Raw genomic sequence first — 24176 nt, 5'->3', positions numbered from 1 at the left:
GGCGTGATTCTAAATACGACCTTAGCTGAATGGTAAAGTATTGCTAAAAACCGCATATATTAACTATTTCAGGGGAATTCACGATGACATCCTTACATTATTTAGAATTTCATCCGGCAGACCATCCCGTATACTTAAAAAAAATAGGTAATTGGGTAATAACATTTTTGAGTCCTAGAGAAGATCTGACCCATATCCAACTTGCGATTACCAGTGTGTTGCCGCGCCAAGTCAGTGAAAACCTGCAACCTGTTCGAATCATTATTAATCAAACAGAAATTGAAAATCGCTGGTTAATCCAGCAAATCATCTGTTATAACAGTGCTCAAGGTAAGGATGAAATATTCAGTTGTAGTGATGCGATTGGAATCAAAGTTATTGAAAACCTGATAGAAGAGTTTAATAAATATGACGTCGAACTTAGTTTGATTTAAATATTGCTCTGTAACTCCATGTATTGATTATTTTTTAATCATTTTTTTACTTTTTATAAAAACTCACCTTTAATAGTGAGTTTTTATCATACTTTCATTATTCAATAATACGGTAAATACTCGTGGAAATACGGCTTTCAAAAAGCAGTTCAATACTTGGACGAATAATTTCACCTTTGACCACGATATGTTCGATCTTTTGAAATAATGAGAGTTTATGCAAAGCTGAATTTTCCGGAATTGTCTGTAATAATGCCTGTACTGCATGAATATTGCTAAATTGGTCTTTAACCTTTATCTCTATTAATTGGCTCATATTATTCCCTGCCCTCTTTATTTAACTAAACTTTTTATAGCATAAATTTTATTTATTCATAATTTAGAGATGTTAGATTTTTTGGCAATGTAATTTTTTATAAACAAATAGATGATATTTCTCTTAAACATGTTATTTAGAAAACGCTTAGTTTTTATAATAAATCACCTCGATCAATTTCTTCAATCATCTAAAATAAATTCTAGAATATTGGTTCATTGGAAATTTTTTTAGCCCTAAAAATAAGAAAGCCCGCATTACTGCGGGCTTTTATGTTGGAAGGCTAGTGCTGATTTTTTGCTTCAACCCGAAGGTTGCAAGCTCAACAAGCTGTCATTGATCCGTCCAACCACTTTGTAGCGTCTCTCGACCTACTGTATTTTTAATATAAAACTCGAAAATGAAATAGGCAACCCTGCTCAACATTTATACACAACAATTCAAAGAAACTATTATTGTATATTTTATAAATGCGTGGATAATAAATGCTGTTTTCATATTAGTTCGTATCTAATAGTTTATCTCTGCTATTTTTAGCCCAATGATAGTAAATACACTCACGGCAACGAATTCTGTACCCAATATTGCCTGACAAGCTTTTCCATCTGTTGAAAAAATGCCTGCTGTTTTATCTGCAATACGGATTCTGGGAATCACAATGACGTCTTGTCCTTTAGAATATCCCGGATGTCCAAGCACAATAGTAAAGTCTGTAGAATCAATAAATATAAAATTTCCGGCTTTTCACTTTTAAAATTTCATCTAAATTTTCCCCATATTTCTTAGATTTGATTGGTCAAATTCATACAAAAATGGGTTAAATCATTCTGCATAAAGTACATACCAATACAGTCTACTATTTTGTGAAATTATTTTTTGTTTTCAGCACGATTCGTCCCTGTTTCAGCAAGTCAAATTTCAGTCTGGCTGTTCAATGATTCTTAATGGCTCAATGCCAAGTTATCTGAGTCATAGTAAGACAACTGCGTCTCAGACAATCATTCTAGCTATTGCAAAAATACAGAAGCCTATATTCCATGGGCTTTTTCATCATACTGAAGATTGAATATGTTTCAACGCAGTCCTTTAAAAAGGAAAAAACATCCAATGATAAACAGCAATATGGCAAAACATTTTTTCAGCATTTGTGGTGATAATGCATGTGCTGCTTTTGCACCAAATTTTGCTGTAAAGAAACTCATCAGGCTAATGCCTAAAAAGGCATAAATATGTACAAAGCCAATACTATTGGGCACAGCGGCGTGGGCATTCATACCAAAAATCATAAATCCCAAAGCACCAGCAATCGCAATGGGTAAACCACATGCAGCTGAGGTTCCAACCGCTTTTTGCATGACTACACCATAATGATTCAAATAAGGTACAGTTAAGCTGCCACCACCGATACCGAAAATTGCAGAAGCTACACCAATCCCAGCGCCTGCACCTACTTGTTTAGGAGATGAAGGCAGTACTTTATGAGTATCTACCACTTTTCTAGCACCGCTAAACATGGTGTAAGCCACCCAAAGCAAAAATACGCCAACAATCAGCTGAAGATGAATTCCAGAAAGTAATCCTGCAATTCCGGCCCCGACAAAGCCTCCTATCACCATTCCTGGTGCTAGATTTTTAAATACAGGCCATATGACTGCACCATTTTTATGGTGAGCCATCAATGAGCTGATCGAGGTGACAACAATGGTTGCCAAAGAAGTGCCTAAGGCCAAATGCATAATGACGTCAGGACGATAGTCCATTTGGGTAAAGACAATAAATAAGAGCGGGACAATGATTGTTCCACCACCCACACCAAAGAGCCCTGCTGCAAATCCGGCAAGCGCCCCAATGGCTAAAAAAATAATAAGTTCCACGATATGCTGACTTTTAAAGAATGGAGTATTGAAGCAATGGACGGTTAAGCCGTTTCTAATTGACCGACTTGATGATAAGCACGGTTAAAATAGACCAGGCTTTCCTCTTGCTGACTTTGTTTAATCGCTAAGACTCGACATAAGAAAATGCTGTGTGTGCCGACGTTTTGAATATCTTCAATCTGACAATCAAAACTCACCAAAGCATCTTCTAACACAGGTGATCCTGTTTCGAGTGTGGTCCAATCACCAAATTTGAAGCGATCTTCAGAATTGAATTTGCTTGAGGCAAATGCATTAGAGATGTGTTCATGCTGTGTGCTGAGCACATTGACTGATAGCACTTTATTTTCAATAAAATGTGCATGTGAGCGAGAGGATTGATTCATACAGACCAGCAATGAGGGCGGTGTATCAGTCACACTGCATACGGCTGATGCAGTAAAACCATGCATCCCTGCCGTACCTTGTGTTGTGATTACATTTACAGCAGTGGTTAACAAGGACATTGTATTTCTAAAGTCAGTTGCTTCAATCATCTCTTCTATCTCAAATGTATTTATGACGTACCTAGACTCAAGTAGGGCAAATGCTCTATGGATCATTCGCCCTGCTCTGATTTAGCCACACTTCGTGTTAAGCACCAAGCTCTTGACGAACAATCGCAGCACCTGCGCTTAATGCTTCAAGTTTGCCGCGAGCGACTTGACGAGATAATGGCGTCATGCCACAGTTGGTTGAAGGATACAGCTTGTCTGCATCAACAAATTGCAATGCTTTCCGCAAGGTCTCTGCTACTTGTTCTGGGGTTTCAATGATATTGGTTGCCACATCAATCGCACCGACCATCACTTTTTTGCCACGAATCAGTTCAATGAGATCCATCGGCACACGTGAGTTTTGGCATTCAAGTGATACGATATCAATTTTAGACTGTTGTAATTTAGGAAAAATTTCTTCATATTGACGCCATTCTGAACCTAAAGTCTTTTTCCAATCGGTATTGGCTTTAATGCCGTAACCGTAGCAAATGTGTACCGCAGTTTCACATTGCAAACCTTCAAGTGCACGCTCCAAAGTTGCAATGCCCCAATCATTCACTTCATCAAAGAACACATTAAAAGCAGGTTCATCAAACTGAATGATATCGACACCTGCAGCTTCTAATTCCAAAGCTTCTTGATTAAGAATCTTGGCAAATTCCCAAGCCAGTTTTTCACGGCTTTTATAATGCCCATCATACAGCGTATCAATCATGGTCATTGGACCAGGTAACGCCCATTTAATCGGCTGATGGGTTTGACTGCGCAAAAACTTTGCATCTTCCACAAACACCGGTTTTTTACGTGATACTGCACCCACCACTGAAGGTACGCTTGCATCATAACGATTACGGATTCGAACCGTTTCACGTTTCTCAAAATCGACACCTTCAAGATGTTCAATAAACGTGGTCACAAAGTGCTGGCGGGTTTGTTCACCATCGCTGACAATATCAATGCCTGCTTGCAATTGTTCATGCAACGACAAACTTAAAGCATCTCGCTTTGCTTCAAGCAGTTGTTCACCTTCCAGTTTCCAGGGTGACCAAAGTTTTTCAGGTTCTGCCAGCCAAGAGGGTTTCGGTAAGCTGCCCGCTGTTGAAGTCGGTAATAAAATTTTCATAATCAGTAATCATCTATATTGAATAAATTAAGCAGCTTGGCTTTCAACGGCATAGCTTGCAGCCCATTGCTCAAGAATGTCTTTGTAAGGCTTGATGAAGTTTTCTTCAGTCCATTGACCTTGTTTGACTGCCAGTTGGCCGCGCTCAACACGGTCATAAACAATTTGCGTCAATGAATAATCCTGATAGTTCAAACTTGGCTGATAGACTAAACCTGCGTTCGAGTTGGCATTGTAAATTTCAGGACGGTAAATCTTTTGGAAAGTTTCCATGGTGCTAATCGCACTGATGAGCTCAAAATCGGTGTAGTCACGCAGTAAATCACCGCTAAAGTAGAATGCCAAAGGTGCAACTGCATGAGCAGGCATGAAATAACGCACTCGCAAGCCCATTTTTTTGAAATAGTCATCTGTGCGTGAATATTCATCATTTTTATATTCCCCCCCTAATACAGGATGCACATTCGCAGTACGGTAATAGGTTTTTGTTGTTGAAACACTGAGGCAAATCACAGGCTGTTTCTTAAACTCTGCTTTAAAGACCTCTGAATTGACTAAGTGTTGATAAAGCTTGCCATGCAAATCACCAAAGTTCTCTGGCTTCTCATCTGTTTTACAGCCCAATGCCGGTAATACAACGCTAAAGTCATAATCACGTACATAAGATGAAAAACTGTTACCAATCATGCCTTCAATACGTTCATGGGTTTTATGGTCGGTAATCGTACTTTTCAGCATTTCAATGAATGGAAAACTCTTGCCGTTGCCTTCAACGTCTAGTTCTGCAGAGATGATATCGATTTCAAGTGAATAGCGATCTCCTTTCGGATTATCAATAGCTGCCAAGCTATTAAACCGTTTATTGATCATCACTAAAGTTCTGCACAGATTTTCCTGACGGCTTTCACCGCGTGCTAAATTGGCAAAATTCGTAGTCAGACGTGTGCTGTCTGCTGGCTGATAGTTTTCGTCAAAACGAATGCGTTTAATTGAACATGCAAACTCTTTACTCATGGTGATCCGCTACCCTAATTTTTGAGATAAAACCAAAATTTCTGAATGGAATAATTTATACGCGAATGATTAAATGAATAAAAATGATTTAGTCTAATCAAAAGATGAGTAAAATTCATTTTTATATATTCTTTGCCCGTCTTTAGTTTGATGAGGATGAACCTGCTCTACTTTGTCCTTTAAAAAATTGAGTATTCTTAATCTAATAAATCTATAGATAATAAATACTTGTTTATTTTTATTATTAAATTTTTGAGTAAAATGCTGAATGAGATGCAGAAAATGTCCAAACCCAAATATGATATAAAAATATACATTCGAAGCTTTATGTGAATTTATCTCATCTTAAAATTAGAAAATATCAAGATATTCACTTTTCCTAATTCTATCTAAATAGCTTGATATCAGGGTTAGATACTCACCCTATCGCTATATCAAACAAACTTGGATATCAAAAACTGACTCTCGCAAAAAGTTATGAACAAGATGCAACACCATTAATTTCAAAGCTTAAACAGTTAACTATCGAATATTAGGCTGATTAAGTCGTTTTCATCATCGAAAATTTTGGTTCAGTGAGTAAGTTCATAAAACTTATGAAGTGGGCTTTAGCTGAACATGTGTTAAATCGTATATCCAAGACTGTGACCTATACAGTTCAACTCTTGTTCAAGAAAAAATAGCCTGTCTCAGGTGAACTTGCACTTGCCAGGTATTTACGTGGCATACGGCCTGCAAGGAATGCTTCGCGACCCGCTTCAACTGCTTTTTTCATCGCAGATGCCATGAGTACAGGATTTTTTGCTGCAGCAATGGCCGTATTCATCAGTACGCCATCACAACCGAGCTCCATAGCAATAGCAGCATCACTGGCAGTACCTACACCCGCATCAACCAATACCGGAACTTTGGCATTTTCTTTAATAATTGAAAGTGTATGGGGATTCAAAATCCCTAAACCGGAACCAATAAGACTACCCAAAGGCATAATGGCAACACAGCCCATACTTTCTAATTCTTGAGCCACAATAGGATCATCTGAGGTATACACCATAATTTCAAAACCCTCATCAATTAAGGTACGTGCGGCTTTGAGTGTCTCTGTGACATTAGGGTAAAGCGTTTTCTCATCACCCAGAACTTCCAGTTTAACTAAATTATGGCCTTCAAGAAGTTCACGCGCTAACATACAGGTACGTATAGCACTCTGTGCATCAAAACAGCCTGCTGTATTCGGTAAAATTGTATATTTTTCTGAAGGAAGAATCGTCAATAAATTAGGCTGGTCAGCATGTTGACCAATATTGACACGGCGAATAGCAACCGTAACAATTTGTGCACCACTGGCTTGAATAGCTAAATCTGTTTCTTTTAGATCCTGATATTTTCCTGTGCCTACCAATAAGCGCGATTCAAATGTTCTTGAACCAATCACCAGCGTGTCGTCTTTCATGTAAACCTCATTATCTGCCATCTATGGCATCTATAATTTCAATAAAATCAATATCTATCAGTAAATGTACTGAGACATAGCACAACCCTTATCCTCAAAATGTACTATTCTGGGCTGCATTATTTAAAAAGATCTGTACAGTTTTCTGTCCATAGCTCTTCTGGTCTCGTCTATTTAGAATCATGTTGTTTTAAAAGACAAACTGGAAATTGATCGCCTCAACAGAGATAAATAGGCTACAACCTGTAGGTTGAAATTAGCGATATACCATACCGCCATCAGTTAAAATAGATTGTCCCGTGATGTAATCCGAATCTTCACTGGCTAAAAATGCAACCAGGGCAGCCACATCTTCTGGCGTTTGTGCACGACCTAAAGCAATTCCTTCAACATATTTCTTATAGGTTTCACCAATCGGTGCAGCGGTTATCTCAGAAAATCGCTTGTCGATCTCAATCCACATGTCTGTACCCACAACACCCGGACAATAGGCATTTACCGTAATGCCCTGGCTAGCATATTCTTTTGCTGCCGATTGCGTTAAGACACGTACCGCAAACCTAGTCGCGGAATATACTCCCAGTAAAGCGAAACCTTCATGCCCGGCAATAAAATCGGCATTAATGATTTTGCCTTTTTGCTTGCGTTGAAGAAATTTCTTGGGTAATTTGTTCCAGCTGACTGATATCTGCGACAAAAACTGCCGCTTTTACCCCCAATGCTTCAACTTCAGCCTGTGCCTGTTTCAGTTTGTTTTCTGACAAGTCCACCAAAGCCAAATGTACACCTTCTTGCGCCAAACGCAGGGCAATACCGCGGCCAATACCCTGTGCGGCACCTGTGACTAAAGCGACTTTATTGCTTAAACCTGTTGGCATAATACATTCCTTTTGCATTGCAGTTGATTTGCGTCAAACCCATCACTGCTTATTCATTTTCTTGTGCTTTTTAAGCCATAGCTGGTTTGACGCGCTTTCATCTTCCTTTGTAAATTGGCTACGGATGAACAATAATTTTTACTGCAGATTCATTGTTGTGAATCAGGGTTTCAAAACCTTCCGAAACCAAGTCATCCAGTGAGATACGCTGGGTAATAAACGGCGCTAAATTGATTTTGCCTTGTTCCACTAATTTAATGGTTTCATGATGATCATTCACATAGGCAATTGTGCCGCGGATATCCAGCTCTTTCATGACCACACTATGCACATTGACTGTGGCAGGATGGCTCCAGATGGAAACAATCACCAGCACGCCTGTTGGCTTGATTGCCGTGACCAAGGTATCCAGCACTTTATTGGCACTGCTGCATTCAAAGGCCACATCGACACCGCGCTCAGCAGTAATTTTCATGACTTCTGCAACCACATCCACTTCCGAAGGATCAAGTACATAATCGGCAACCCCGGCTTCTTTGGCTTTTTCCTTCCGCTTGGCGCTCAGTTCGGTAATGATCACCGTTAAGCCTTTGGCCTTTAAAATGGCAGAGAGCAACAAACCGATGGGGCCTGCACCGCCGACCAAAGCAATATCCCCGGCTTTTGCGCCACTGCGGACATAAGCATGGTGTCCGACCGATAACGGTTCAATCAAGGCGGCCTGATCCAGTGGAATATCATTGGAAATCGGGTGCACCCAGCGACGCTGTACCGCAATTTTTTCGGCCAAGCCACCACCGCGCCCGCCTAAGCCAATAAAGTTCATATTTTTTGACAGATGATAATGATCTTCTGGTCCGGTCGGCACATCATCGGCAATAATATACGGCTCAACCACCACATGCTGGCCAACCTGTATATCCTCTACGCCTTCACCTACGGCATAGACCACACCAGAAAATTCATGCCCCATGGTAATAGGTGCCGATTCACCGGAAATCGGATGAGGATGCCCGCACGGTGGAATAAAAATCGGGCCTTCCATAAATTCATGTAAATCTGTTCCACAAATCCCGCACCAAGCCACTTGAATACCCACGGTGCCGGCCGTCACTTGCGGTTCAGGAATCTCTTCAATGCGAATATCGCCTCGATCATAAAAACGTGCTGCTTTCATAGATGTTCCCCATATGTTTTGTATAAAACGATGCTGATTAAAGTGCCGCAAACCGGCTTATTCAGTGTATTAAAGCCAAGATTCATCAGGTTCTGGCTAGACTGGGCACTGAATAAACCTGTTTTTTAAATATGAATCGCACGCTGCATGGCAGATAAAATAGATTCATGCATCGCTTCAGATAATGTTGGATGCGGAAAAATCACCTGAGCCAAGCTTTCATCGCTAGCTTCAAGAGATTTGGCAATTGCAAAACCTTGAATATGTTCGGTAACTTCATGACCCACCATATGCGCACCCAGTAATTCACCGGTTTCACTATGGATGATGGTTTTTACAAATCCAGCACTGGCGCCTAGAGCCAAGGCTTTGCCATTGGCCTGAAATGGAAACTTGCCAATATTGACCGGATAACCGGCGGCCTTGGCTTTTTGTTCGGTTAATCCAATACTGGCCACTTGTGGATGAGTAAAAATGCAACCCGGAATTTGGCTACGATCCAGCGCATGGACATTTGCTACGCCCGCAATTTTTTCCACACACAAAATGGCTTCATGGCTGGCTTTATGGGCCAAGCAAGGCGCACCGGCAACATCACCAATGGCATACACGCCCACCACATTGGTTTTGCACCACTGATCAGTTTTAATAAAGCCCTTGTCCAGTTCAATGCCCAGACGGTCTAAACCCAGCTCTGACGAGTTCGGCCGCACACCAATGGCAGAAAGCACCTTGTCGAAAGTTAAACTTTGTACCCCAGCCGGTATTTCAATTTGGCAAAGGACTTGTCCATTCTGAATATCTAAATGCTGTACCGAAGCCTCGGTCAGAATTTTCATCCCACGCTGTTCAAACTGCTTTTGCACATACTGTGCTACTTCGGCATCTTCTGTAGGCAGAATCTGCTTGGCAATATCCAGCAAGGTAACTTGACAGCCCAAGTCCTGATACAAACTGGCAAATTCACTACCAATTGCCCCTGAACCGATCACCAGCAACGATTTTGGCAGTTGTTCAGGTATCAGTGCTTCCTTGTAGCTCCAGATATATTTCCCATCGACCGGCACTTGAGGCAAAGTGGCTGCATGTGCTCCAGTTGCGACAATAATATGCGGTGCAGAAAGCTGCTGCTTGTTCCCATCCGCATCGGTCAGTTCTAATTTTTCTTTCGCAATAAACTTGGCCTTGGCATTAAAAACCGTAATTTGGTTTTTCTTCAGCAGCTGGCCAATACCTTGTACCAGCTGGCTGGAAACTTGCCGGCTATGTTTCACCAGCTGGGTAATATCGAAGTCTACAGCGCCCACACTAAAACCAAACTGCTGACTATGCTTAAACTGCTGCGCAAGTTCTGCACCGTGCAGTAATGCCTTGGTGGGAATACATCCCCAGTTCAGGCAAATACCGCCCAGATGATTGGCCTCGACCACGGCCGTTTTTAGTCCAAGCTGGGCTGCGCGGATGGCAGCCACATAGCCGCCCGGCCCTGCACCAATGACGATCAAATCAAATTGAATGTCTGACATGCTTATTCTCCTACACCAAAATCAATGCAGGGTTTTCAACAAACTGTTTCAAAGCTGCTAAAAATTTCGCACCGAGTGCCCCGTCAATCACCCGGTGGTCACACGACAAGGTGGCTGTAACCATCTGACGAATTACGATATTGCCGTCTTCAACCACTGCGCGCTGCTCAGATGCGCCCAGGGCCAGGATAGCGCCCTGCGGCGGATTGATAATGGCATCAAACTGCTTTACCCCCAGCATGCCCAAGTTTGAAATACTGAAACTGCCCCCTTGAAACTCATCTGGCGCAAGCTTTCCTGTTTTGGCGCGTGTCGCCAAATCTCGAACCTCGGCAGAAATTTCAGCCAGAGATTTCTGGTTGGCAGCTTTGACAATCGGTGTGATCAAGCCATTTTCAATAGCAACAGCCACAGCAATATCTGCATTTTGAAATTGTAAAATCTGCTGATTTTCTTCATCAAACTGCACATTGACTTGCGGTACTTTCATCAAGGCTGCCGCCGCAGCTTTAATCAGCATGTCATTTACCGACAGCTTGAGCTGTGGAACCGTGGCATTAATTTGACCGCGCAAGGACTGAATGGCATCGACATTTAAATCGGCCATCAACCGGAAATGCGGCGCATTTCGTTTGGCAGACTGTAAACGTGAGGCAATTGCCTTGCGCATACCATTCATGGCAATGGCCGTTACCGCAGCAGCTGGTGGTTGTGCAGACTCACACGGCGTATGACTTAGATTTGGATTGTCACGGGCATAAACAGCTTCGACATCTTCCTTGCAAATACGGCCGCGTGAACCGGAAGCACGGCAATCATGCAAATTGATGTCCCACTGTTTGGCCAGACGGCGTGCAACTGGCGTTGCCGCAATCTGACTGTCATCTGCAGTTGATTTGACCACTTTAGTACTAGCCTGATGACGGATATCCGGCCACTGCCCACCTGCTGCGATAACAGCAGCTTGAATATCACTGACACTGATGCGACCTGCACGTCCAGATCCAGTAATTTTTGCCAAATTGACTTGATGCTTTTCTGCCAGCTTTAAAGCATGTGGGGTCGCAAAAATATCATCTACGGATTGATATCCTTGCAGCGTAGCAGGAATCGAATAGCCGCCTTGCACAGCTGGCTTTGAGGCTTTCGAAGCACTATTTTGCACAGATACAGTTTGCGCTCTGGTTTCAGCCTGAACCGGCGCAGTTTTTTCTGCAACGGTTCCGACTATTTGGGTTTCATTTTTTGACTCGCCCGCAGTTACAGATGTACCGCCCAAAGACTGAACAAAGGCTTCAATTTCAGCATCGGTAATCTGGGGTTCAGCACAGACAGCAATAAGACCACCAACGATTAAGGTATCGCCATTCTTGGCCAGAATTTTACGCAATGTGCCTTCAAAGGGCGCTTCCAGCACATTGACGATTTTTGTGGTTTCAATCTCACAAATTTCTTGCCCCTTGCTAAAATGTTCACCCTCTTGAATCAGCCACTGGGCAATGGTGCCCTCTTCCATGGACAAACCCCATTTTGGGATTTCTAAGGTTTTAATTTCGCTCATCCTAAGCCTCCAACGTTTTACGTACAGCTTGTTCAATACGCTCTACACTTGGTAACCACTCTTTTTCCAATACAGGAGAAAAAGGGACAGGTGAATGTGGAGGCGTCACCAATTCAATCGGTGCTTTCAGGTAGTGAAAACCTTTTTGTGCAATCAGTGCTGCCACATCGTGAGCAAAACCGCAACGGGCCGCCGACTCATCAACAATCACCACGCGGCCTGTAGAAGCCACCGACTCTAAAATCCCGTCTTCATCTAAAGGCGAGATAGTTCGAGGGTCGACCACTTCAACCGAAATGCCTTCTTTGGCCAGCTTATCAGCAACTTCATTGGCACGGTGTACCATCAGGCTTAAAGCAATGATGGTGATATCTGTCCCTTCACGGGTATAGTTCGCCACGCCAAAGGGAATGGTATAGGACTCATCAGGGACTTCACCTTTAATGTCATAGAGCAATTTATGTTCACAGAACACCACCGGATCATCATCACGAATGGCTTGAATGAGCAAACCTTTGACATCATAGGCACTGGATGGCACCACCACTTTCAGGCCGGGAACCGAGGCAAAGACGTTATAAGGAGACTGCGAATGCTGGGCTGCTGCTGAAAACCCGGCACCAATCATGCCGCGCACCACCATCGGTGCTTTGGCCTTGCCGCCGAACATATAGCGGAATTTGGCAGCCTGGTTATACAGCATGTCATAACACACGCCATAGAAATCCATAAACATCAAGTCGGCCACAGGACGCAAGCCCGTGGCGGCAGCCCCGGCGGCCATGCCAATAATCGCAGATTCAGTAATCGGGGTGTCGATGACACGCTCTGAACCAAACTCCGTCCATAAGCCCTTTGTTACACCGAGTACACCACCAAAACCTTCCAATTTATTGTCATCGGTATTTTTCCCGCCATGACCGCCACGCACATCTTCACCCACCACAATGACCGAAGGATCACGGCGCATTTCTGATTCAATCGCTTCTTTAATCGCGTTTCGATAACTTTTATTTGGCATTGCTTTACTATTCCTTTAGTAAGAGACATAAACATCGGTAAGAAGTTGGGAAACTTCTGGATATTTCGCTGCGCGGGCTTTGGCTACCGCATCATCAACATTGGCTTTTGATTGCACATCAATCGCATCCAGTTTGGCTTCATCAATTTGACCTTTGACTTTCTCACGGAAAATTTTCAAGGGATCCTTATGCTCTTTCACATAATCCAGTTCTTCTTTGGAACGGATTAGACCTGGATCACCTTCAAAATGCCCATAAAAACGGTTGGTCACGGTTTCAATCACGCTTGGCCCTTCACCGCGGCGCGCGCGTTGAATGGCTTTTTGGGCCACTTCATAAACCGCAAAGAAATCCGTCCCGTCTACTTTCTCAGCAGGCAAACCAAAGCCTGCGGCACGCCCTGCGATATCCTTACTTCCCACGGCATAATCATGTGCCGTACCTTCACCAAATCCATTGTTTTCAAAAACAAAAATGACAGGAAGTTTTAAAACCACGGCCATATTGATGGCTTCAAAGGTTAAGCCCTGATTTGAACCGCCATCACCAGTGAATGACAAACCAATGCCGCCGGTCTTTAATGTTTTTGCAGTTAAGGCAGCACCAATCGCCAATGGAGGTCCGCCACCGACAATCCCGTTGGCTCCCAGCATGCCTTTATCCAGATCGGCAATATGCATTGAACCGCCTTTACCCCGGCACAGACCATCATCCTTACCAAAGATTTCCAGCATCATGCTATGAATGTTGCAACCCTTGGCAATACAGTGACCATGTCCGCGATGGGTCGAGGTAATAAAATCTTGATCAGTTAAATTTTCGCAAATCCCGACAGCAACCGCTTCTTCACCGCTGTATAAATGAATGAAACCCGGAATGTCACCTGTATTATTTTCATCGTGAAGCCGATCCTCAAATTCACGAATGTCGCGCATTCTTTTGTATGCTGCCAGCAATTGCTCTTCCGTTAATTGCATATGTTTAATCCTTATCAGTACGCTTAAAAGAAAACCCAGGTATTAGAGAAATTAATAACCGGATTTAAAAACCGTATATTTATATAAAAACATTTTTATGAAATTGCATATTAGACTAAAAAAAATATTGTTTATAAAAGTAAATAAAAATATTAAAAACAAAAACTTAAACAACTATAAATATTTTTAAATTTTCTATAATTTTCATATACCTATAAAAACAAACCTTTAACCAACCTTTATTTTATAATATAGGATATTTGTATTATTTTACTGTGCTTAAAAACACGATTAATATAAATTGACATTTAAAACAATTATGTTTTTTATATTAATTATTTATTTAATGGAGTATTTAAAATGGATTTAAATAATTCAGTACAGCCTGGGAAGAAATTACGTGGTGCAGATAAACTTGCCCGTATTCCCATTAAAGTTATTCACACTGAAAAAATCCCCCAAAAGCCGGAATGGATTCGTGCAAAAATTAGCCATCCTGAAGAAATTAAACGTATTCAAGATTTATTGCGCCAACAAAAGTTACATACGGTTTGTGAAGAAGCGGCCTGTCCCAATCTGCCGCAATGTTTTGGCGGCGGCACTGCAACCTTTATGATTATGGGAGACATTTGCACGCGCCGATGCCCGTTTTGCGATGTTGCACATGGCAGACCGAATAGGTTGGATCCTGATGAACCGCGACATTTAGCCGAAACGGTTAAAAACCTGAATTTAAAATATGTGGTCATTACTTCAGTAGACCGAGATGACCTAAAAGATGGCGGTGCGCAGCATTTTGCTGACTGTATTCAGGAAATTCGTAAAACCAGCCCCGAAACACTGATTGAAATTTTAGTGCCGGATTTTCGTGGTCGAATGGATATTGCATTGCAAATTTTAAGCGCGACGCCTCCCGATGTGTTTAATCACAATATTGAAACTGTGCCTCGTCTATACCGCGCAATGCGACCAGGTTCAGACTATCAGCATTCTCTGGATTTGCTTAAAAAGTTTAAAACCTATCGCCCGGATATAGCGACCAAATGCGGCCTAATGGTGGGTTTAGGCGAAGTAGAAGCCGAAGTGATTGTGCTGCTGAATGATCTCAGTGATCATTTGGTCGATTATGTAACAATTGGCCAATATTTGCAGCCATCCAAGTCGCATGCACCTATTCAACGCTTTGTTTCTTTACAGGAGTTTGAGCATTATCAAACCCAGGGCGAACGTTTAAAATTTAAAAATATCTGGAGTGCACCAATGGTTCGTTCCAGCTATTTTGCAGACCGGCAATACTATGGAGAAGCCGTACCTCAGCCCTTTACAGCTTTGCGTTAACGTACACATTACTGATCTTGAGGGGACAAAAGAATAAGGAATTAAGCTTATAAAAACGGTTACCTTTTTTTACATTTGAGGTGAAAATAATCATGTTTTGTAGGTAAATATGGTTCTAAAGTAAGCTTAATTTTTAAAATAATCATGCTGAAAAAATTAAAGTATTTTTTGTGCGGATGAGTAGTTTTATAAGGAAAGTAAATACTCATGCACATAAAAATAAAGTAGGCATTGGGAATTGATGAACATTACCGCTCAATCATAAAGGAATATGATATGAACCTATTGCATACAGCCAATGCTCAAACCATACAAACCACACATTTAGTCAATCGGACAACGGTGAATGCAGCTCCTCTTTTGACTTTACCCCAGGAATCCCAGCCCTCCTTGTTCCGCCGTTCCATTCAGCATAATTATGCCGATTTGCTGAAAATTGCGGATGATTCAGGCATGGCAATAGGCTTGACCGACCATCAGGGTACCTTGTTATGGACATGGAGTAGCTCAGCCATGCTCTCTTCGGCTGAACAGGTTCATTTTGTCGAAGGCGGACATTGGTCCACTCAGGCCGTTGGAACCAATGCCATCGGGCTGACATTGAACAGCCATACCTCCAGCTGTGTTTACTCGCATGAAAATCAAATGGATAGCGTCCGTGACTGGGTATGCTATGCAGCCCCCATTTTAGATCCGTACTCTGGCCAGTTTCATGGCATTATTAACCTTTCAACCAAATATAAAAAACATACGCCGCTCGGCTTGCTTGCAGTAGAGCGCTGTGCAGATTTGGTACAGCGTGCCATCCAGTTTGAACAGAAAAATGTCCTGTATATTCAAGCACTGGGTACGCCGTGGATTCAGTTTAATCAGCATATTTTAAGCTTGACTCACCGACAGATTGAGATTCTGTGTATTTTGGTCTTGCATCCATACGGCATCAATCTAGACGAACTGCATTATGCCTTGTATGGCGAACGTGATGTCAGTATCAAGACCCTTAAAGCTGAACTTTCGCAACTGCGTAACCTGCTGCCAAACTGTATTGAACCGCGTATTTACAAATTGAGCTGTGAAATTCAATGTGACTTTTTACGGGCAGAACAATCGTTGAATGCGGGTCTTCTTGCCAGTACTTTCAATTTGTATAAAGGAAGTTTTTTAAGCAAATCCGAAAGTCCATTTTTAAGTATTTGGCGCAATAGTTTTGATGCGCGACTGAGCCAGTTAATTTATCAAATGCAGGATATTGATCAACTGCTGCGGATTATTGGTCGTGCCCCTGAGCGGATAGATGCCGTACAGCGCCTGCTGGAACTGTTGCCGCAAGACAGCCCACATCGAAACCTGTTTTTAAAGTTTCTTTAGTCTGTGTACTGAATTATTAATGAAAAGTAAAACCGGCATCAGTGACTTTATTGCATATCCCCTGAAGCTGAATAATTTTATGACTCACTGATGTCGAGATACCATTCAAAGATGATATCTGCCTGATTTGATCTAATAATTCAGTGCGACAACAGCAGAGCCAGCTTTGAAAACCGTATAGGCCAAGCCTTTCACATTAATGATAGATTTTTATTATAAATTTAAATACACTTGTGAATTATTTAAAAATCTTTATTTTAAAAAATAATATAGAGCAATAACTCAACAAACATTTTTAATTCAATAACTTAATTACAGATTAAAATCATTTAATGTCCGTTAAGCATTCATAAAAACCATAATAAGTAAATCTTTAATTACAAAAATTGTGGATAAATAACTTTATATTTAATACATTTTTCATATATAAAAAAGCATACTAAATTTATGGTTTTAAAACCGTTTGCACATCATATTAATTAAACGAGGGGCTAATAATGCAAAATAACAAACGCTATGGGTTAGATGCACAGCAATCCCATCTTTGGATTATAGGGGGCGGTATTGCTGGTATGGCAGCAGCGGCCTTTGCAATCCGTGATGCCAAAGTACCTGCAAAAAATATTCATATTTTGGAAGAACTGGATATTTCAGGTGGATCAATGGACGGCGGCCCTACTCCCAATGCTGCACAGGCTTGGGTCACACGGGGTGGACGCATGCTGACCGATGAAACCTATTTATGCCTTTGGGATTTATTTTCCAGTATTCCCTCTTTGGAAAACCCTGAAATTTCCGTACGTGAAGAATGCCGTGAGTTTAATGAACAGGTGAAAACACATGCCCAAGCGCGTTTAATTGATGCGCAGCATGTCATTGCCGATGCCGTAAAACTAGGCCTCAATACCCTGCACCGTGCGCAAATGCTGCGCTTGTTGGCGTCTAAAGAAGAGAAAATCGGTAGTCGCCGTATTGATGAATTTTTTGATGAGACATTTTTTGAAACCAACTTCTGGCGCATGTGGCGCACGACATTCGCCTTTCAAAAATGGCATAGCGCCGCCGAACTACGCCGCTATTTTTTGCGCTTCATTCAAGAGCTGCCGCGCATTCATACACTCGCAGGGGTAAAGCGCACCAAATACAATCAGTATGATTCGATGATTCTGCCGCTACAGCGCTGGCTGGTGGAGCAAGGTGTCGATGTGCGCTTTGGCAATTATGTGACGGATGCCGACTTCATGACCGATGCAGACACGCAAGAGCGCCGTGCTACACGCCTGTATGTCAAACTACCTGAAGGCACGGAGCAGATTGAGCTGAAAGCGCATGACTTGGCCATTTTCACCCTAGGTTCGATTACTGCAGATTCTCGCTATGGCGGCAAGGATGATGTACCTGCATTAATTCGTGACCGTTTGGATCATGGCTGGACATTGTGGGATACATTGGCTAAAAAGGCACCGGATTTTGGCCGTCCCATGACCTTTTATGGCAATGTCGATGAACATAAGTGGGAGTCTTTTACCCTGACCATGAAAGATGAGGTACTGTTAAAACGCATCATTGACTATACTGGTAATGAGCCGGGTACAGGTGCACTGATGACTTGGTTTGAGTCTGGCTGGCATTTATCTATTGTTGTTCCAGCGCAACCACACTTTGCCGATTTGCCTGAAGGCATGTACACCCTTTGGGGCTACGGTTTCCAAATTGACCATACAGGCGATTACATCAAAAAGCCCATGTCACAAGCGACAGGCAAAGAGATCTTAACTGAACTGGTCAAGCAGCTCGGTTTTGATGACATTTTAGACCATGTGCTGCAAAGCACCGACATTACCACGGCCATGATGCCCTATGCATCTGCCTTGTTCGCCTGCCGTAAACCCGGCGATCGCCCTTTAGTCATCCCTCAAGGCTCGCAAAACTTTGCATTCTTAGGCCAGTTTGTGGAAATTGAAGAGGATGTGGTGTTTACCGTGGAATATTCAGTACGTGGTGCCATGATTGCCATTTACGAGTTTTTTGGCGTAGAACGTGAAATTCCTGATATTTATAATGGCCTGCTCGACCCTAAAGTCGGCTTAAAGGCGTTAGAAACAGTTTTTCATTAATTTTCCGTTCATTCTAAATGCATGCGGAAGCATGCCGCATGAGAGCACTTTCGGGTGCTCTTTTTTGCTCCAGATAAATCATCAACATTCCGCTATCAGCGGCTGTATGCAGGCTTATCATGATTTTGATACCACCCTTCCTGAACTGTTTACCCTGCTGATTACTCGCACAGGCAGATACCAATTTACCTCAGGCATTGCGTGTACATTTTGGCTTTACTGAAGATCTGCTGCTGAGCCAGAATGAGGCTTTTAAAGCGTTATGGCTGCAACATATCGACAAAGGTGGAACAGTTGGCGGTGTCTGGTCGGAAGGCGGTAAAGAGTCCATTGAACAATTTAGCACGCATCTTGCACAATGAAAAAACGGGACTGTGGTGCTGAATGGCAAAAATACTATACCACCAGCAGCCTGTATGCTGACTGGGTGGATGTCAGGATGACCGATCTGAATGGCAACCCAGCCTGCATACTGATTCCGCATGATGCTGCAGGTGTAACCATCATTGACGACTGGAACGGCTTTGGTCAGGTTTAGTTCTGGAAACCAAGATAGAAAATAAGATTTAAAAATATCTGAAATACATGAATTAAAATAAAGCTGAGATTATATTTTTCGAGCCTCTCAATAGAATAAAACCGCATTGATATGCGGTTTTATTTAAATCTTTTAAATCATATTTATGCTGCAATTTCCTGCTTTTTAGCTGCCGGACTGTTGCCGATCTGCCAAACATAGGGCAAAGGTGCCTGATTCACTACCCAATCACCAATGACTTTCTGTTTATAGATCAGTGGATTGTGAGAAGACACAACACGGGCATTGCGCCAGAAGCGGTCCAACTGCTTTTCGGTGGTGCTGGCAGAGGCACCCAGTGCATTGAACAGCTCTGTAGTCAAATTCAGCACCAGCTCTGAAATAACCACCTGCCCTTGTGAAGACTCCAGTTCAGCACGGTCATTTGCCTGCTGATCAGCCGCCGCATCATTCTGAAAATGACTGATATAGGCACCATCCAGTGCTTCAGCAGTACGTAAAGCAATCGCTTCAGCCGCATAAGCCTGTGAAGATGCTTTACCAATCACTTGCAGGATTTGTGCATCGTCGCGGACCAAATCCGCATTGCCATGACTGAAAATACGGGTGCGCTTGCGGACTTCTTGAGTAAATGCTGCTACAGCACTTTGTGCAATACCAGCCAAGGTTGCTAAATGCACCACTTGATAGAAGGCAGTTTGGTATTTAAAGCGTTCTTCAAATGGCAAAATATGATCACGGCTGATGTCAACCTGCTGAATGGTCAAGGTACCACTGCCTGTGGTTTTTTGGCCAAAACCGTTCCAGTCATCCACCACTTGAATGCCTGGCACTTGAGTCGACACAGCAGCAATAACATGCTGATTCGTGGTTTCATCCCAGGCAAACAAGTCGATCCAATCGGCAAAGATGGTTCCAGTGGAATAGTATTTCTGACCATTCACCACCAGCTGGCCCTGTGGATTTTCAGTGACGCGGGTCACCACATCTCCAATTTCAACTTTGCCGATTTCCGTCCAGGCATTTCCCACGATTTCACCCTGTACAAAGCGCTGAAACCAGAGGTCTTGAGATTGAGTTTTATGGGCAGTTAAGCGATCTTCGACAAAGGCAAAATGGCCGCGTAACGCTTGAGCTACATTGGAATCGGCTTTTGCCAGTTCAATCAGTAGTTGAAACAGCTGTTTCTGCGATACACCGTCACCGCCAAAAGCAGTGGGTACGCGAATCGCACCAAAACCGGCCTGCTTCAGCCACTGAATTGGTTCATACGGGAGTGTGCGGGTCTTTTCACGCTCCAGCGCACCGTCTGCAATTCGTTGAAAAATCGGGTGGAATTTAGCAGCAACCTGTTGGTAATCTGCACCCAGAGATAAGTTTTGATTGGCTTGAAGAGTCATAATATTTTTCCTTTTAGCTCCATGCATGACGCGGTGGTGGAACATCATTCAGGTAATAATTCCCGACGATATTAAATTTCCAGCGCACAGGGTCATGTAAAGTATGTGTGCGTGCATTGCGCCAGTGACGGTCTAGGTTCAATTCAGAAAGTGTTGAGCGTGTGCCAGACAGTTCAAACAGCTTATTGGCAGCCAACAGGGCAATTTCAGTGGTCAGTACCTTCGATTCGGCCGTAATTAACGTCGCTTCAGATACTGTATCTTCCGTCGGGTTTTCCAAAGCATGGTCAATCGCTTCACCGGCTAAAGCCAAAACTGCTTCGGCCGCACGCAGCTTGATTTTTAATTCACCGATATTGGCAATGGTGTACGGGTCTTGCACGGCCTGTTCCAGACCAGAGTCAATCCACGGACGTGCATGCTGGCGTACATAAGCAATGGTTTCGTTAATTGCACCGTGCGCAATACCCGCATCAATAGCAGACTGGATAAATTGTGAAATTGCTCCTGCTGCCGTAGGACGTTCAAATGCCTGATAGATCGGCACAACATATTTCAGATCGACTTGTACATTATCTAGAAGTACTGAACCACTCACAGTGGTACGCTGGCCAAAACCACTCCAGTCATTCACAATGGTTAAACCCGGTGTATGCTGTGGCACCAGTGCTGCAAATGGCTTGCCTTCATCACTGACCGCAACCACAGGAATCCAGTGTGCCAGCAGTGCACCAGTAGCAAAGAATTTCTGGCCGTTAATCACCGCATGGTCATCCTTGAACTCGATTTTGGTGCTCAGATCTGCCACTGTTTTTGAGCCTTTTTCTGAGAAGGCATTGCCAAAACGCTGTCCTTTTAGCACCTGATCAAAAAAGAATGCCTGCTGTTCTGGACTGGCATCCAGACGGATATGTTCCAAAAAGGCCCAATGGTTCTGTGCTATTTGACCTAATGAGGAATCTGCACTGGAAATGATTTTTACCACTTCTGCAAGGGTTTTATAGCTAACCCCTGCACCACCGAACTGCTTGGGAATCGTAATTCCCCACAGGCCTGAAGCTGAGTACTGCTGCACTTCCTGTAAGGGTAGAAGGCGTTCATGATCACGTTTGGAAGCCTCTTTGGCAAAAACAGCCGCCAGCTGCTGCGCCACTTCAATTGCTTCTTCATCTGACTGTATAACCTGTGCCAATTGGTCATGTTGATAAAAATCTTTTGGAATATTGTCTGCATGTTTCAGATTTATTTCAATTTTGGATGTCATTATAAAATGCTCTAGTTACCCTATATATAATGGATAAAAGCTAACATTATTTTTAAAGACTATTTATAATTTAATAAGCGAAACAAATCATTTTAATTAAAATGTTATGTAGTATTTATTCTTAGAATTTCATATTTTCATATAAAGGATAACAAGAAAGAATAGACTTCTTTAATGGATCATTTTTTACTCAGTTTCATGTTGTAAATTCCAGCGATTAAATTAAATCTAAAATCGAGTATTTTCCCTTTATTTCGATAACATTTAGCAAAGATAAAGAAGAACCTGATTGTCTAAGCTTCACTTGGGTGATCTGCCTTCAAACGGGATAGGCTTCTGTAATTGATCAAGTATTAAATAAAAAGCTGACCAGGAGATAACCGTGTATTGCTTGAACTGAGGGTCAGAAAAATTTTTATATCCATATATATCATCCATAGATGATGTATAAATCCTACAAGATTTTCTGTAAAGACAATCACCAAAAAGTTGTATGGTTTTGCTTTATGAAAGAGGTCCAATTACTAAATACTTTATTTTCATAAACAGGTATTGTGATAAATATTGATATTTTTCTTATTAAAATTCTCAATATTTTTTTATTAAAATTATTAAAAATTTTAATATTACTGTAGACAAGTATGACCAAGAAAATTAGATTTAATGCCTTCGAAATGAACTGTATTGCCCATCAATCTCCGGGCTTATGGCGGCATCCGCTCGATCGTTCGACTGAATACAAAGACTTGGAATACTGGACAGACTTAGCACAAATTTTGGAACGCGGTAAATTTGACGGTATCTTTATTGCCGATGTGCTGGGTATTTATGATGTCTATCACCAGTCAGCTGAACATGCGCTCACAGGTGCGGTGCAAGTTCCAGTGAATGACCCTCTACAAATCGTTCCTGCGATGGCTGCTGTAACCAAACACCTAGGCTTTGGGGTGACAACTTCCATCTCATTTGAGCACCCTTACCCCTTTGCGCGCCGCATGAGCACACTGGATCATTTAACCAAAGGCCGCGCCGGCTGGAACATCGTAACTTCCTATTTAGAAAGTGGTTCCAAAAACCTCGGGCTGAAAACACAGGTTAGCCATGACAACCGCTATGACATAGCCGATGAATACCTGGAAGTCCTGTATAAACTTTGGGAAGGTTCTTGGGAACAGGATGCAGTGCTGCGTGACAAGGAAAAAGGCATTTTTGCTGATCACACGAAAGTGCATCCCATTGAACATCAGGGCGAATATTTTACTGTGCCCGGCATTCATATCTGTGAACCGTCTCCACAGCGCACCCCCGTGCTTTATCAAGCTGGTGCCTCTAGTCGCGGTCAAAAGTTTGCCAGCCAAAATGCAGAATGTGTATTCATTTCTGCACCGACCAAAGCCGCAGTAAAAAAACTGGTTGAGGGAATCCGCAGTAAACTGCTCGAAGAAGGCCGTGATCCTCATTCAATTCTGATCTATACCATGCTTTCAATTGTGGTCGATGAAACCGATGAAAAAGCACAATTAAAATTTAAAGAATACCAGCAATATGGCAGCTATCATGGTGGACTAACACTGGCTTCAGGCTGGTCAGGTGTAGACTTTTCGCAATTCCAGGCAGAAGATCAAGTGGAATATATCCATACCAATGCCATTCAGTCCATGCTGGATTCCTATGTCAAAGCCGACCCAGATAAAGTTTGGACGATTGAAGAGATTGCTAAATTTATCAGTGTCGGTGGCAATGGTCCGGTAATTGTCGGTTCAGCCTCAACAGTGGCAGACCGTTTGCAAGAATGGGTACAAGATACCGATATTGACGGCTTCAATCTGGCCTACATTCTGGCACATCAAACCTTTGAAGATGTGGTTGAGTTTGTAGTCCCGGAACTTCAGCGCCGTGGTGTATATCAAACTGAATATACGGAAGGGACATTACGTGAAAAACTGTTTGGCCACGGGCCGTTGCTTCCAGAGAATCACCGTGGTGCAAGCTTCCGTTATCCAGCTCAACACCTTCAAACGACAGAGGCTTTAAAAAGAGCTTAATGTCTTTATTCGCATAAAGGTAAAGTTCACGCTCTACATACACTCCCGGCATGAAAATAGAAAATCCATCTGGCGTCTCAGCTTGATTGTCTATTGCTTTAATCTTGAATATTAAAAGGATGGCTGTTCCGGAACAGCCTGGATGAACACATTATAAAACTTCGATCCAATAACCTGACCGCAACATGAATATAGGTCTACATATTGCA

18 protein-coding genes and 2 pseudogenes are annotated in these 24176 nt (G+C 42.5%); 6 read left to right on the top strand and 14 right to left on the bottom strand.

Annotated features, from left to right (window positions below):
* Nucleotides 1-83: 83 nt before the first annotated feature.
* A complete protein-coding gene (locus GTU69_RS10135; RefSeq protein WP_166170233.1) occupies nt 84-434 on the top strand; it encodes a hypothetical protein in 351 nt (116 codons plus the stop codon).
* A 97-nt stretch (nt 435-531) separates the two neighbouring features.
* Here GTU69_RS10135 and GTU69_RS10130 read toward each other — a convergent pair whose 3' ends face one another.
* From GTU69_RS10130 to GTU69_RS10075, 12 genes and pseudogenes are all read right to left on the bottom strand, one after another.
* A complete protein-coding gene (locus GTU69_RS10130) occupies nt 532-750 on the bottom strand; it encodes a hypothetical protein (protein ID WP_086195017.1) in 219 nt (72 codons plus the stop codon).
* 1073 nt (nt 751-1823) lie between these two features.
* Nucleotides 1824-2624: a sulfite exporter TauE/SafE family protein gene (locus GTU69_RS10125; protein ID WP_166170231.1), complete on the bottom strand. Its 801-nt coding sequence runs from the start codon at nt 2622-2624 to the stop codon at nt 1824-1826.
* Nucleotides 2625-2668: 44 nt separating this feature from the next.
* Nucleotides 2669-3163, bottom strand: coding sequence for a flavin reductase family protein (locus tag GTU69_RS10120; protein WP_166170230.1), 495 nt, complete (start codon nt 3161-3163; stop codon nt 2669-2671).
* Between the two features lie 97 nt (nt 3164-3260).
* Nucleotides 3261-4289, bottom strand: a complete 1029-nt coding sequence (locus GTU69_RS10115) for a methionine synthase (RefSeq protein WP_166170228.1) — start codon at nt 4287-4289, stop codon at nt 3261-3263.
* A 27-nt stretch (nt 4290-4316) separates the two neighbouring features.
* The gene (locus GTU69_RS10110) at nt 4317-5303 is read right to left on the bottom strand and encodes a putative oxygenase MesX (RefSeq protein WP_166170226.1); all 987 of its coding nucleotides are present in this window, start codon (nt 5301-5303) and stop codon (nt 4317-4319) included.
* A 658-nt stretch (nt 5304-5961) separates the two neighbouring features.
* A complete protein-coding gene (locus GTU69_RS10105) occupies nt 5962-6756 on the bottom strand; it encodes a thiazole synthase (RefSeq protein WP_166170224.1) in 795 nt (264 codons plus the stop codon).
* Nucleotides 6757-7012: 256 nt separating this feature from the next.
* Nucleotides 7013-7634, bottom strand: a pseudogene (locus GTU69_RS10100) (SDR family oxidoreductase).
* Nucleotides 7635-7752: 118 nt separating this feature from the next.
* Entirely contained in the window at nt 7753-8811 is a 1059-nt protein-coding gene (locus GTU69_RS10095) for a 2,3-butanediol dehydrogenase (protein WP_166170222.1), read from the bottom strand.
* 125 nt (nt 8812-8936) lie between these two features.
* Nucleotides 8937-10337, bottom strand: coding sequence for a dihydrolipoyl dehydrogenase (gene lpdA / locus GTU69_RS10090; protein WP_166170220.1), 1401 nt, complete (start codon nt 10335-10337; stop codon nt 8937-8939).
* Nucleotides 10338-10347: 10 nt separating this feature from the next.
* Nucleotides 10348-11898, bottom strand: coding sequence for a 2-oxo acid dehydrogenase subunit E2 (locus GTU69_RS10085; protein ID WP_166170218.1), 1551 nt, complete (start codon nt 11896-11898; stop codon nt 10348-10350).
* 1 nt (nt 11899) lies between these two features.
* Nucleotides 11900-12919: an alpha-ketoacid dehydrogenase subunit beta gene (locus GTU69_RS10080; protein ID WP_166170216.1), complete on the bottom strand. Its 1020-nt coding sequence runs from the start codon at nt 12917-12919 to the stop codon at nt 11900-11902.
* 15 nt (nt 12920-12934) lie between these two features.
* The gene (locus GTU69_RS10075; protein WP_166170214.1) at nt 12935-13897 is read right to left on the bottom strand and encodes a thiamine pyrophosphate-dependent dehydrogenase E1 component subunit alpha; all 963 of its coding nucleotides are present in this window, start codon (nt 13895-13897) and stop codon (nt 12935-12937) included.
* Nucleotides 13898-14257: 360 nt separating this feature from the next.
* On the opposite strand from GTU69_RS10075, the gene lipA reads away from it, so the two are divergent.
* The 4 genes and pseudogenes from lipA to GTU69_RS17395 form a co-directional block, all read left to right on the top strand.
* Entirely contained in the window at nt 14258-15235 is a 978-nt protein-coding gene (gene lipA, locus GTU69_RS10070; RefSeq protein WP_166170212.1) for a lipoyl synthase, read from the top strand.
* Nucleotides 15236-15511: 276 nt separating this feature from the next.
* Nucleotides 15512-16603, top strand: coding sequence for a transcriptional regulator (locus GTU69_RS10065; RefSeq protein WP_166170211.1), 1092 nt, complete (start codon nt 15512-15514; stop codon nt 16601-16603).
* Between the two features lie 497 nt (nt 16604-17100).
* On the top strand, nt 17101-18720 hold the full coding sequence (locus GTU69_RS10060) for an oleate hydratase (RefSeq protein ID WP_166170209.1): 1620 nt from the start codon (nt 17101-17103) through the stop codon (nt 18718-18720).
* A gap of 124 nt (nt 18721-18844) precedes the next feature.
* Nucleotides 18845-19252, top strand: a pseudogene (locus GTU69_RS17395) (monooxygenase); the annotation flags it as partial.
* 149 nt (nt 19253-19401) lie between these two features.
* Here GTU69_RS17395 and GTU69_RS10045 read toward each other — a convergent pair.
* Both GTU69_RS10045 and GTU69_RS10040 read right to left on the bottom strand, forming a co-directional pair.
* On the bottom strand, nt 19402-20658 hold the full coding sequence (locus GTU69_RS10045; RefSeq protein WP_166170203.1) for an acyl-CoA dehydrogenase family protein: 1257 nt from the start codon (nt 20656-20658) through the stop codon (nt 19402-19404).
* Between the two features lie 13 nt (nt 20659-20671).
* A complete protein-coding gene (locus GTU69_RS10040; RefSeq protein ID WP_166170201.1) occupies nt 20672-21922 on the bottom strand; it encodes an SfnB family sulfur acquisition oxidoreductase in 1251 nt (416 codons plus the stop codon).
* Between the two features lie 641 nt (nt 21923-22563).
* Here GTU69_RS10040 and GTU69_RS10035 point away from each other — a divergent pair.
* Nucleotides 22564-23967 carry an LLM class flavin-dependent oxidoreductase gene (locus tag GTU69_RS10035; protein WP_166170199.1) on the top strand — a complete coding sequence of 468 codons (1404 nt, stop codon included), beginning with the start codon at nt 22564-22566 and terminating at the stop codon, nt 23965-23967.
* The last annotated feature ends 209 nt before the right edge of the window (nt 23968-24176 follow it).

The sequence above is a fragment of the Acinetobacter sp. SA01 genome, assembly GCF_011319235.1.
Lineage (GTDB): Bacteria > Pseudomonadota > Gammaproteobacteria > Pseudomonadales > Moraxellaceae > Acinetobacter.
The sequence above is the reverse complement of the archived record's forward strand: the minus strand, read 5'-3'. Positions and strand labels throughout refer to the sequence as shown.